Below are 11,236 nucleotides of genomic sequence, written 5' to 3' on the forward strand. Positions count from 1 at the left end.
GCGGCAGCGCAGAGATGCGCTAGGCGTTGAACCGGGAAACCAGCGAGGGGGCGCAAAGGCCTTAATGACTTACAGCGTGGTACGAACGGCGCGGATGATAATGCGTTGTGCAAGAAATAACCAGCACTATTTCTCAAGTCAGGGTGATGCAGCTCCACACATGCGGGTGGCGGATGCAATTTGCCGGTTGCTCCGCTAGGATTAGCCCACTTTTGCTTTCCTCATATGACGGTTTTCCATGAGTTATCAGGTTCTTGCACGTAAATGGCGTCCGCGCTCGTTCCGCGAAATGGTCGGCCAGACGCATGTGCTCAAAGCCCTGATCAATGCCTTGGACAGCCAGCGCCTGCACCATGCCTACCTGTTCACCGGTACACGCGGGGTGGGCAAGACCACCATTGCGCGGATCATCGCCAAGTGCCTGAACTGCGAAACCGGTATCAGCTCCACCCCTTGTGGCACCTGCTCGGTATGCCGGGAGATCGATGAAGGCCGCTTCGTCGACCTGATCGAAGTGGACGCCGCTAGCCGCACCAAGGTCGAAGACACCCGCGAGTTGCTCGACAACGTGCAGTACTCGCCAAGCCGTGGGCGCTTCAAGGTCTACCTGATCGACGAAGTGCACATGCTCTCCACCAGTTCCTTCAACGCGTTGTTGAAGACCCTGGAAGAGCCGCCACCCCACGTCAAATTCCTCCTCGCCACCACCGACCCGCAGAAATTGCCGGTCACCGTGCTGTCGCGCTGCCTGCAGTTCTCGCTGAAGAACATGCCGCCGGAGCGGGTGGTCGAGCACCTCACCCACGTACTCACTGCCGAGAACGTACCGTTCGAGGACGACGCCCTGTGGCTGCTCGGCCGCGCGGCCGACGGTTCGATGCGCGACGCCATGAGCCTGACCGACCAGGCCATCGCTTTCGGCGAAGGCAAGGTACTGGCGGCTGATGTGCGCGCCATGCTCGGCACGCTCGATCACGGCCAGGTCTACGGCGTGCTGCACGCTCTGATCGAGGGGGATGCCCGGGCGCTGATCGAGGCGGTGCGCCATCTCGCCGAGCAGGGGCCGGACTGGAATGGCGTGCTGTCGGAAATGCTCAACGTCCTGCACCGCGTTGCCATCGCCCAGGCGCTACCCGATGCAGTGGACAATGGCCAGGGCGACCGCGAGCGCGTGTTGCAACTGGCCCAGGCATTGCCGGCCGAAGATGTGCAGTTCTACTACCAGATGGGGTTGATCGGTCGTCGCGATCTACCCCTGGCCCCGGAACCGCGCGGTGGCTTCGAGATGGTGCTGCTGCGCATGCTGGCCTTCCGTCCGGGGGGCGCTGACGATGCGCCCAAGGTCACGCTAAAGCCCTTGGGGATCAGCCAGGCCACTGCTGATTCCCAACAAAATACAGTGGCCGGCACCGCTATGCCGGCTCCTGCTCCTGCTCCTGCTGTCGCACCGGCGCCTGTTGCGCCTGCCCCGGTTGAGGCCGTCGCGGCTACGCCAGCGCCTGTCGTTGAGCCTGCCGTGAGTGAGCCGGAACCCGAGGTTGTGCCTGCGGTTGCAGCGACCGCTATCGTGGCCCCTGAGCCTGAGCCTGAGCCTGAGCCTGAGCCCGCTGCGTCTGCCGCCGTCGATGTGCCTTGGGAAACGGCCGCACCCGTTGCGCCCGTGGCCGACGCCGTTCAGACCGTCGCGTCAGCCGCGCCTGAGGTGACTGTTGTCGAGCCTGAAGCCCTGCACGTGACCGCGGCTGCCACGCCGGAGCCGAGCGAGGCTGCGCAGCTCGTGGTGGAAGCCGATGGCGCCGACGACGAGCCGCCGCTTGGCGACTACGACTATGTCGAAATGGACGCCGAAACCCTCGATTACGATTTTGGCCAAGCCGAAACCGCGGCTTCCGTGGTCGAGGAACCGTTGCCGGCCGCCAAGCCGGCTACGGGGTTGGCGGCGGAGTGGCTGTCACTGTTCCCGCAGCTCGGGCTGGGCGGCATGACTGGTAGCATCGCCGCCAACTGCACCCTGATCGAAGCCAATGGTGATGACTGGCTGCTGCACCTGGACCCGGCGCACAGCGCGTTGTTCAACCCGACCCAGCAGCGCCGTCTCAATGATGCGCTGAACCAGCAGCAGGGACGCAGCATCAAACTGCGCATCGAGCTGTGCAAGCCCGAGCAGGAAACACCGGCACAGGCCGCTGCTCGTCGCCGTGCTGATCGCCAGCGCAGCGCCGAGTCCTCGATCCATGCCGACCCGCTGGTGCAGCAAATGATTCAGCAGTTCGCCGCCAAAGTGCGCGACGACAGCATCGAACCAATCGATACCCCCAGTTAATTCTGAACACCGAGGATACCGACATGATGAAAGGTGGCATGGCTGGCCTGATGAAACAGGCTCAGCAAATGCAGGAAAAAATGCAGAAGATGCAGGAAGAGCTGGCCAACGCCGAAGTGACCGGCCAGTCCGGCGCCGGTCTGGTCAGCGTGGTGATGACCGGTCGTCACGACGTCAAGCGCATCACCCTGGATGACAGCCTGATGCAGGAAGACAAGGAAGTGCTCGAAGACCTGATCGCCGCTGCCGTCAACGATGCGGTGCGCAAGGTTGAGCAGAACAGCCAGGACAAGATGTCCGGCATGACTGCAGGGATGCAGCTCCCTCCCGGCTTCAAAATGCCCTTCTGACAGGCTACGTGCCGTCCAGTCGACGCACATGGCGGCGTTGCCGGCGAACTCGGAATCCTCATGTGCTCCAGCACACTGCGGTTCCTCGTCCGCCGGCGCCTTGCCCTGTGCGCCGCATGATCGCCACTCTTACTTGTGTTGCTCGCGTGTGCAGTTCGTAGGGTGGGCTTTAGCCCGCCAGATCATTGCCCGCCAACTTTTGCAGGACTTCCATGAGCTTCAGCCCTCTGATTCGCCAGTTGATCGATTCTCTGCGCATCCTGCCCGGTGTCGGCCAGAAGACCGCGCAGCGCATGGCGTTGCAGCTGCTCGAGCGTGATCGCAGTGGCGGTCAGCGTCTGGCGCAGGCGCTGAATGCGGCGATGGAGGGCGTGGGGCACTGCAAGCGCTGCCGCAGCCTGAGCGAAGACGAGGTCTGCCAGCTGTGCCTGGACGAGCGGCGTGACGACAGCCTGCTGTGTGTGGTGGAAGGTCCGATGGACGTGCATGCAGTGGAGCAGACCGGCTTTCGCGGTCGCTACTTCGTGCTCAAGGGGCACCTGTCGCCGCTCGATGGTCTGGGTCCGGAAGCCATCGGTATTCCAGCGCTGCTGGAGCGCATCGATGCCGGTGCTTTCAGCGAAGTGATTCTGGCCACCAACCCGACGGTGGAAGGCGAGGCCACGGCGCATTACATCGCCCAGATCCTTGCCGGCAAAGGCCTGATCGCCTCGCGCATCGCCCATGGTATGCCACTGGGCGGTGAGCTCGAATTGGTCGATGGCGGTACCCTGGCCCATGCCTTGGCTGGTCGGCGCCCGATCAGTCTGTAAACCGTCAAACCCTCTCGATTCGGAGTGCCTGTGATCGCTGACACTCTGCGCCGTTTTACCCTGTTACTCCTGTTTGCAGCGCCCCTGGCCGCGCAAGCTCAATGCCCGGCCGGGCAGGTACAGGTGTGCCTGGGCAGCTCCTGCCTGTGTGTGCCGGATCCCGTACGCATGCGTGAGGATGGCCTGAACCTGGCTGCGGTCAGGCTTGAAGCGTGGTTGCTGCAATCTCGCCAGGCCGCTCTGCGGGCCGGTACCGAACCGATCCCTCTGATGATTCGCGCGCAGCTCGCGCCGTTCTACGACGATGCGTTGCTCGATGAAGTGCGCTATCGCGTCGGTATCACCGACGAGATGGACGCTGCCACCGTCATGCTGCAGAACCCCGACGTACAGGCTGTGACGCTGGTCGACGTGGTGGTGTTTCGCAGCAACGATGCCGCCGCAGAGGATGCTGTACTGTGGGCGCATGAGTTATGGCATGTGCAGCAGTACCGCAAGTGGGGTACCGATGGCTTCGCCCAGCGCTACACCCGTAATTTCCATTCAGTGGAAGGGCCGGCCTACGAAATGGGCGAGCGGGTGAGGAAGGCGCTGCGCGAGCAGAAATGAAACGCTCGCTTGAAAACCAAGCAAGCGCTAGGTTAGGGTGGCCAAAACAATAACGGGAGTACCCGCATGGCCGCCCCTTTGTCGTATTTCGATGAATCCCACCAACTGGTTCGTGATTCCGTCCGGCGTTTCGTCGAGCGCGAGATCCTGCCGCATATCGACGAGTGGGAGGAGGCCGAGGAGTTTCCTCGTGAGCTGTACCTCAAAGCCGGCGCGGCGGGCATTCTCGGTATCGGCTACCCGGAGCATTTCGGCGGCAGTCACGAGGGCGATGTGTTCGCCAAGGTCGCGGCCAGCGAGGAGTTGATGCGCAGTGGCTCGGGCGGACTGGTGGCCGGGCTGGGTTCGCTGGATATTGGTTTGCCGCCCATCGTCAAATGGGCCAAGCCCGCCGTGCGCGAGCGTGTGGTGCCGCAGGTGCTGGCTGGCGAGAAGATCATGGCGCTGGCGGTGACCGAGCCTTCTGGTGGCTCCGATGTGGCCAATCTCAAAACCCGTGCCGTGCGTGACGGCGACCACTACCGCATCAATGGCAGCAAGACCTTCATCACCAGTGGTGTGCGTGCCGATTACTACACGGTCGCGGTGCGTACCGGTGGCGAGGGCTTTGGCGGCGTCAGCCTGTTGCTGGTGGAGAAGGGTTCGCCGGGTTTCACCGTCGGGCGCAAGCTGAAGAAGATGGGCTGGTGGGCGTCCGATACTGCCGAGCTGTTCTTCGACGATTGCAAGGTGCCGGTGGAGCACCTGATTGGTGTGGAGAACGCCGGCTTCGCTTGCATCATGGCCAACTTCCAGAGCGAGCGCCTGAGCTTGGCAATCATGGCCAACATGACCGCGCAACTGGCGCTGGAAAAGTCGATGAAATGGGCGTGCGAGCGTCAGGCGTTTGGCAAACCGGTGGGCAAGTTCCAGGTGCTCAAGCACCGTCTGGCCGAGATGGCGACCCAGCTGGAGGTGTCGCGTGAGTTCACCTACCGCCAGGCCGCACAGATGGCGGCTGGCAGAAGCGTGATCAAGGAGATTTCCATGGCCAAGAACTTCGCCACCGATATCGCTGACCGTCTGACCTACGATGCGGTGCAGATCATGGGCGGTATGGGTTATATGCGCGAAAGCCTGGTCGAGCGCCTGTACCGCGACAACCGCATTCTCTCCATCGGCGGCGGCACGCGGGAGATCATGAACGAGATCATTTCGAAGCAGATGGGTTTGTAGCTGCTGGTGTGGGAGGGCCTTCAGCCGCGATCAGCCTAAATGAGACGAAAAAGCTCGCCGCTGAAGCGCCTCCCACGGAAATCGGTGATCAGGACGCGGCCTGACTCTGCGCTGCCTGGCGCAGGCGCGCGATGTCGCGTTGCGGTGGCGCACCGAACAGGCGGCTGTATTCGCGGCTGAACTGTGATGGACTTTCGTAGCCGACGCGGTAGCTCGCCGCCGCCGCCTCGAGGTTGTCGCAGAGCATCAACCGGCGAGCTTCCTGCAGGCGCAGTTGTTTTTGGTACTGCAGCGGGCTGAAGGCGGTGACGGCCTTGAAGCGATGGTGCAGTGTCGATGGGCTCAGATTGACTTCGCGAGCCAGCTCCTCGATGCGCAGCGGCTGGTCGAAGTTCTTGCGTAGCCATTCGATGGCTCGGGAGATGCGTTGGCTCTGGCTATCGGCGATCACTACCTCATGCAGGCGATGGCCCTGCGGGCTGTGCAGCATGCGGTAGAAAATCTCGCGCAGTGCCAGTGGCGCCAGCATGGCGATGTCGCGCGGGGTTTCCAGCAGGCGCAGCAGGCGGATCACCGCATCCAGCAAGCGTGGGTCGAGACGGTCCAGAAACAGTGCGCGCTGTGAGGCAGCATCGGGCGCCGGAATCGGCGGCATCTCGGTGAGCAGGCTGCTGATCAGTGCCGGATCGATCTCCAGCGCGATACTCAGGTAGGGCGCCTCGGGGCTGGCCTCGATGACCCGTCCGGTCACCGGTAGAACCACCGATGCCACCAGATAATTCAGTGGATCATAGACATAGAGTTCGTCACCCAGGCGTATCTCCTTGCGACCCTGGGCGATGATGCACAGGCACGGATCGTAGACCGTTTGCATCGGCAGGCTCGGCGTCGTGGCGCGCGCCAGTTTCAACCCTGGAATAGCAGTGAGGTGCAGGCCGTCCTCGGGAACGAAGCGTTCGACCAGGCGCGCCATTTCGTGGCTCAGTTCGGCAAGGGGGGTGTCGAGATTTGTGGCGGTGTGAATGGGTGACTGCATGGCGCGCCTCCGAAAGGTGAGCGAAGCCTAGCCAGGTTTTTCAGGCAAGTCATGAGGGGCGGCAGGATTAGGCAAATATTTGCCGGTAATGGGCAAATTACCAGGTATACAGAGTATTTCTAGGTTTATCGCTTGAAGACTCGGCTGCCTGGAAGTGATCCAATCAATGCAGGTTTAGGCAAGAATCTGCCAGTAATCGACTAACGCTGGGATGACCATCTGCCTGATCTTTGTCGTCAGCGCGTCGTGCCTCTGTGCCGGCTCAAACACCTGCAGTAGCCATGTCCCCCGCTAAGTGGTGCCCGCATCCGGCACGAAAGGAGCGAGCCATGCCGAGTAAATGGTTGATCGCGCCATTGCCCCTGTTGTTGCTCGCCACGGCCTGGCTCGACTCAAGAGCCATTGGCGGAGCGGCTTCTGCCGAACCAGGCGCAGCGCCCCATGTTTTGCAGCGAAACGCTGCCGGTCTGTATTGATTTGGTTCCAGGAGGTTGCCATGAGCATCATTCATCGTATGACCGTTTGTGCCCGTCATGGCCGTTCGACTCGGTTGGGTCAATGCCTGGCGCGGTTGCACGAGGTTGGCCGAGATATGCCGGGCTGCGAACGCCTGCGCGTATTTCCTCTGCACAATGATCCACTGACCTGGTTGGTAGAAGGGCAGTGGCGCTCAGCTGCGGCACGTGACGCTTTCCTCGGTAGCGAAGGCCTGCGCCGGGTAGTGGCGCAGGCGATAGACGAAGGGCTGTTCACTCAGCTCGAATGCGGCATGGAGTTACAGCAGCAGGTCGCCTGAGTCGCTCAGACTTGCCTTTGTGAATTTATCTCTATAGATTTTCATGAAATTAATTATTAAAAATTTCATGAGCCATTTATGTTTCGCCACGCCAGTGAACACGTCGACAGCTACTACGCGCAGAGCTGTCAGGATCGGCTGAAGCGCTATCCTACCCTGCAGGGTGACTTGCAGTGTGATGTGCTGGTAGTCGGCGCCGGCTTCAGTGGCTTGCACACCGCCTTGTGCCTGACCGAAGCGGGACGCAAGGTCATTCTGCTCGAGGCCAGTCGCGTGGCCTGGGCCGCCTCCGGGCGTAACGGTGGACAGGCGATTCTCGGCTGGTCCTGCGATATGCCGCCGCTGGAAAATGCGCTTGGTATCGGGCGTGCGCGACGTCTTTGGGATGGCATGAGCTGGGCCGCCCGTGAGCTGCGTGAACTGCCCCAGCGCCATGGCTTCGACTGCGATTACCGACGTGGCCATCTGTGGACGGCGGTGCTGCCGCGCCGCGTGGCGCTGTTGCATGAATGGCAGGAAGAGGCCGCCTATAAGTGGGGGCACCGCGCGCTGCAGTTCGTCTCTCGTGAGCAGATGCCGCAATGGGTCGCCAGTGAGCGTTATCAGGCAGGTCTGTATGACCCAGAAGCCGGCCACCTCAACCCGCTCAAGCTGGCACTGGGTCTTGCCGAGGCCTTCGTTCGCGCCGGCGGGCAGATCTTCGAGCAGAGCCGTGCGCTGAGCCAGGAGATGCATGGTGACGGCTACCGCGTGCGTACCGAGCAGGGCAGCGTGCAGGCCGATCAACTGGTTCTGGCCTGCAACACCTATATCGACGATCTGGAGCCGCGCCTGGCCCGGCGCATCCTGCCGGTCGGCACCTACCAGATCGCCACCGCGCCGCTAGGTGCGGAGCGCGCCGAGGCCTTGCTGCCGCGCAATGCCTGCGTCACCGACAACCAGTTCGTCCTCGATTACTTCCGCCGTACGCCGGATCACCGTCTGCTGTTCGGCGGGGGCTGCACATACCTCGGCGGTTTGCCAAAGGACATGGCTGCTGCCACGCGGCCATTCCTCGAGCGTGTATTCCCGCAGTTGTCAGGCGTGGCCATCGACTTTGCATGGGGCGGGCATATCGATATCACCCGTGCGCGCACGCCGGATATCGGTGGCGAGAACGGCCGCTATTGGCTGCAGGGCTTTTCCGGCCATGGCGTGCTGCCCACGCTCGCGGCGGCGCGGGCTGTCAGCGACGCGATCCTCGGTCATGACGACGAACTGGCCCTGTATCAGCAGTTGCGCAACCCCGCCTTTCCATTTGGTGAGCGATTGGCGGCGCCGCTCGAGGCCATTGGCAAGGCCTGGTACCGATTAAGAGACAGCTTCTGAAATGGACAGCCCAGAGATGGACAAGAACCTGGAAATGGCGGCCCTGGCCGTGCTCATCCACGACCTGCGCAAGCACAAGAAGGTCACCCTCAACGAGCTGGCCGAGCGTATCGGTCGTTCCGTGGGCTTTCTCTCGCAGGTCGAGCGTGGCCTGTCGCGCCCGACAGTGGAGGATCTGACTGCCATCGCCGAGGCGCTCGACGTACCTACTACCTATTTCTACAGCCTGCCCAAGCCCAAGGCGCTGGACTGGGTCACCCGTCCCGACGAACGCCGCACCCTGTACCTGGCCGGTGGCATCACCGACATCATGGCCTCGCCTACGCTGCAGGGTGCCTTCATGGTCGTCGACAGCCTGCTCGAGCCGGGTGCCAGCAGTGGCGAGCGACAGATGAGTGACCGCTCCGAGCAGGCCGGCTACGTGCTCGAAGGCCAACTGACGCTGTGGCTGGGCGAGGACGAACAGAGCGCCACGCTTTACCCCGGCGACGTTTTCCAGGTGCCGAGCTATGCGCGCCTGCGTTATGCCAACCGAGGCGACACCCCCGCGCGGGTGTTGTGGATCTACACCTGACCTCCCGTGAATCGGAAATCACCACCATGAACGCCACCCGAGTCGAGCTGCTCGACGAAGTCCGCCAATTCCGCCAGGCCCACCCCGAGGTGCGCTTCGTCGACCTGATCTGTCTGGATATCCCTGGGCATTTCTACGGCAAGCGCTACCCCATCGAGATGCTGGAGAAGGTCGCCGCCGGCAGCGCCCTGAAGTTGCCGCAGAACTGCGTGCTGCTTGGCGCCCAGGGCGGGCTCTACGAGATCGGCGACTACTGCTTCCATGACGGCGACCCGGACGCACCACGGCGACTGATTCCCGGCACCCTCAAGCTGGTGAACTGGGAGCGCCAGCCGCTGGGGCAGATGCTGATCAGCTCCGATGGCACCGAAGCGCCCATCGAGTTCGAGCCGCGCGAGGTGCTGGCGCGCGTGGTGCAACGTCTGGCCGCCCGTGGCATTCGCCCGGTGGTGGCCTTCGAGCTGGAGTTCTACCTGTTCGACAAGGAGCTCAAGGACGGCTTGCCGCAGTACCCGCGCGATGACCTGAGCGGTGATGCCGACGACCAGCCGAACATGCATATCGAACGGCTCTCGCGCTTTGCCGAGGTGCTCGACGACATCACCGAGACCGCGCGCCTGCAGGGCATCGATACCACGGTAATCACTGCAGAGATTGGCCCGGGGCAGTTCGAGATCAACTTCAGCCATAACGCCGACCCGATGCAGGCAGCCGACTGGTCGGCGCTGTTCTGCCGGGTGACCCGAGGCGTGGCGCTCAAATATGGCCATCGCGCCAGCTTCATGGCCAAGCCGTACCTGCAGTATCCGGGCAGCGGCATGCACATCCACGTCAGCCTGTACGACGAGGCTGGCGATAACTTGCTGGCCCGTGATGAGCAGCGCCCGTTGCGGCATGCCGTGGCCGGTTGCCTGGAGCTGCTGCCGGAGCTCATGCCGGTCTACGCGCCGAACCACAACAGCTACCGCCGCTTTGGCGCCCAGGTGAACTCGGCGAGCAAGGCCAGCTGGGGCTTTGAGGATCGCGACGCCTGCGTGCGCATTCCCGAGTCGGACGCGCGCAATCTGCGTCTTGAATTCCGCCTGCCGGGCGCCGATGCCAACCCTTACCTGGTGCTGGCGGCGCTGCTGACCAGTATCGAACAGGGCCTCGACGCCAAGGTCGAGCCCATTGCACCACTGAATGACGACCGCGCCAGCGGCGTCGACTTTCCCAAGGACATGCTCGATGCCGTGCGCCGCATGCAGGCCAGTGAGCGCGTCGCCGCTGGCCTCGGCAGCGAGTTCGTCATGGTTTATTGCGAGAACAAACGCCAGGATCACCTGGCCTTCATGCACGACATCAGCCCGCGCGAATACCGCTGGTACCTGTGATGTCACGGATAGAAGGAGGCGCCATGAACAACGCCGTAAACAACCCCAAGACCGCACACTGGCAGGCTCTGAGCCAGGCTCACCATCTGGCGCCGTTCAGTGATTACAAGCAGCTGGCCGAGAAGGGCCCGCGCATCATCACCGAGGCCAAGGGCGTTCATCTGTGGGACAGCGAGGGCAACAAGATCCTCGATGGCATGGCCGGCTTGTGGTGCGTGGCCGTCGGCTATGGCCGCGAGGAGCTGGTCGCAGCCGCCGCCAAGCAGATGCTGCAGCTGCCGTTCTACAACACCTTCTTCCAGACCGCGCACCCGCCGGTGCTTGAGTTGGCCCACGCTATTTCCCAACTCGCGCCGGCCGGCATGAACCACGTGTTCTTCACCGGCTCGGGTTCGGAAGGCAACGACACCATGCTGCGCTTGGTACGCCACTACTGGGCGTGCAAAGACCAGCCGAACAAGAAAATCATCATCGGCCGCGACAACGGTTACCACGGCTCCACCGTGGCCGGTGCCAGCCTCGGCGGCATGAAGTTCATGCACGAGCAGGGCGACCTGCCGATCCCCGGTATCGCTCATATCCCGCAGCCGTACTGGTTCGGCGAGGGCGGCGAGCAGTCGCCGGAGGATTTCGGCATCTGGGCTGCCGATCAGTTGGAGAAGAGGATTCTCGAACTGGGCGAAGACAAGGTCGCAGCCTTTATCGCCGAGCCGATCCAGGGGGCCGGTGGCGTGATCATCCCCCCGGAGACCTACTGGCCGCGCATCAAGGAAATCCTCG

At 62.7% G+C, this 11,236-nt stretch carries 11 protein-coding genes; 10 read left to right on the forward strand and 1 reads right to left on the reverse strand.

From position 1 onward, the window contains the following. The first annotated feature begins 238 nt into the window (after positions 1-238). The 5 genes from dnaX (at position 239) to CXP40_RS20785 (ending at position 5,309) form a co-directional block, all read left to right on the forward strand. A complete protein-coding gene (dnaX, locus tag CXP40_RS20765) occupies positions 239-2,323 on the forward strand; it encodes a DNA polymerase III subunit gamma/tau (RefSeq protein WP_106735274.1) in 2,085 nt (694 codons plus the stop codon). 23 nt (positions 2,324-2,346) lie between these two features. Further along, on the forward strand, positions 2,347-2,673 hold the full coding sequence (locus CXP40_RS20770; protein ID WP_074940389.1) for a YbaB/EbfC family nucleoid-associated protein: 327 nt from the start codon (positions 2,347-2,349) through the stop codon (positions 2,671-2,673). 212 nt (positions 2,674-2,885) lie between these two features. After that, the gene (gene recR, locus CXP40_RS20775; RefSeq protein WP_099525506.1) at positions 2,886-3,485 is read left to right on the forward strand and encodes a recombination mediator RecR; all 600 of its coding nucleotides are present in this window, start codon (positions 2,886-2,888) and stop codon (positions 3,483-3,485) included. Positions 3,486-3,515: 30 nt separating this feature from the next. Next, complete coding sequence (locus CXP40_RS20780; RefSeq protein ID WP_106735275.1) at positions 3,516-4,094, forward strand: DUF4157 domain-containing protein; 579 nt, start codon at positions 3,516-3,518, stop codon at positions 4,092-4,094. Positions 4,095-4,160: 66 nt separating this feature from the next. Next, entirely contained in the window at positions 4,161-5,309 is a 1,149-nt protein-coding gene (locus tag CXP40_RS20785; protein ID WP_106735276.1) for an acyl-CoA dehydrogenase family protein, read from the forward strand. Positions 5,310-5,397: 88 nt separating this feature from the next. On the opposite strand, the gene CXP40_RS20790 is transcribed toward CXP40_RS20785, so the two are convergent. After that, positions 5,398-6,345, reverse strand: a complete 948-nt coding sequence (locus CXP40_RS20790) for an AraC family transcriptional regulator (protein ID WP_106735277.1) — start codon at positions 6,343-6,345, stop codon at positions 5,398-5,400. A 496-nt stretch (positions 6,346-6,841) separates the two neighbouring features. On the opposite strand from CXP40_RS20790, the gene CXP40_RS20795 reads away from it, so the two are divergent. From CXP40_RS20795 to CXP40_RS20815, 5 genes are all read left to right on the forward strand, one after another. Then, the gene (locus CXP40_RS20795; protein WP_106735278.1) at positions 6,842-7,141 is read left to right on the forward strand and encodes a putative quinol monooxygenase; all 300 of its coding nucleotides are present in this window, start codon (positions 6,842-6,844) and stop codon (positions 7,139-7,141) included. Between the two features lie 78 nt (positions 7,142-7,219). Next, positions 7,220-8,509, forward strand: a complete 1,290-nt coding sequence (locus CXP40_RS20800) for an FAD-binding oxidoreductase (RefSeq protein WP_106735279.1) — start codon at positions 7,220-7,222, stop codon at positions 8,507-8,509. 16 nt (positions 8,510-8,525) lie between these two features. After that, positions 8,526-9,083, forward strand: coding sequence for an XRE family transcriptional regulator (locus tag CXP40_RS20805; RefSeq protein WP_106735283.1), 558 nt, complete (start codon positions 8,526-8,528; stop codon positions 9,081-9,083). Between the two features lie 26 nt (positions 9,084-9,109). Next, positions 9,110-10,456 (forward strand): glutamine synthetase family protein, encoded by a 1,347-nt coding sequence (locus CXP40_RS20810; protein ID WP_106735280.1) that lies wholly within the window; start codon positions 9,110-9,112, stop codon positions 10,454-10,456. A gap of 23 nt (positions 10,457-10,479) precedes the next feature. Then, on the forward strand, positions 10,480-11,236 hold a 757-nt coding region (locus CXP40_RS20815), incomplete at its 3' end, for an aminotransferase class III-fold pyridoxal phosphate-dependent enzyme (protein ID WP_157831702.1).

This window comes from Pseudomonas sp. YY-1, assembly GCF_002843095.1.
Classification (GTDB): Bacteria; Pseudomonadota; Gammaproteobacteria; order Pseudomonadales; family Pseudomonadaceae; genus Aquipseudomonas; species Aquipseudomonas sediminis_A.

Bases quoted from the DNA above. Each gene is read 5' to 3' on its own strand.
- dnaX (WP_106735274.1), top strand. From the start codon at position 239: ATGAGTTATCAGGTTCTTGCACGTAAATGGCGTCCGCGCTCGTTCCGC.
- CXP40_RS20770 (WP_074940389.1), top strand. From the start codon at position 2,347: ATGATGAAAGGTGGCATGGCTGGCCTGATGAAACAGGCTCAGCAAATG.
- recR (WP_099525506.1), top strand. From the start codon at position 2,886: ATGAGCTTCAGCCCTCTGATTCGCCAGTTGATCGATTCTCTGCGCATC.
- CXP40_RS20785 (WP_106735276.1), top strand. From the start codon at position 4,161: ATGGCCGCCCCTTTGTCGTATTTCGATGAATCCCACCAACTGGTTCGT.
- CXP40_RS20790 (WP_106735277.1), bottom strand. From the start codon at position 6,345: ATGCAGTCACCCATTCACACCGCCACAAATCTCGACACCCCCCTTGCC.
- CXP40_RS20795 (WP_106735278.1), top strand. From the start codon at position 6,842: ATGAGCATCATTCATCGTATGACCGTTTGTGCCCGTCATGGCCGTTCG.
- CXP40_RS20800 (WP_106735279.1), top strand. From the start codon at position 7,220: ATGTTTCGCCACGCCAGTGAACACGTCGACAGCTACTACGCGCAGAGC.
- CXP40_RS20805 (WP_106735283.1), top strand. From the start codon at position 8,526: ATGGACAAGAACCTGGAAATGGCGGCCCTGGCCGTGCTCATCCACGAC.
- CXP40_RS20810 (WP_106735280.1), top strand. From the start codon at position 9,110: ATGAACGCCACCCGAGTCGAGCTGCTCGACGAAGTCCGCCAATTCCGC.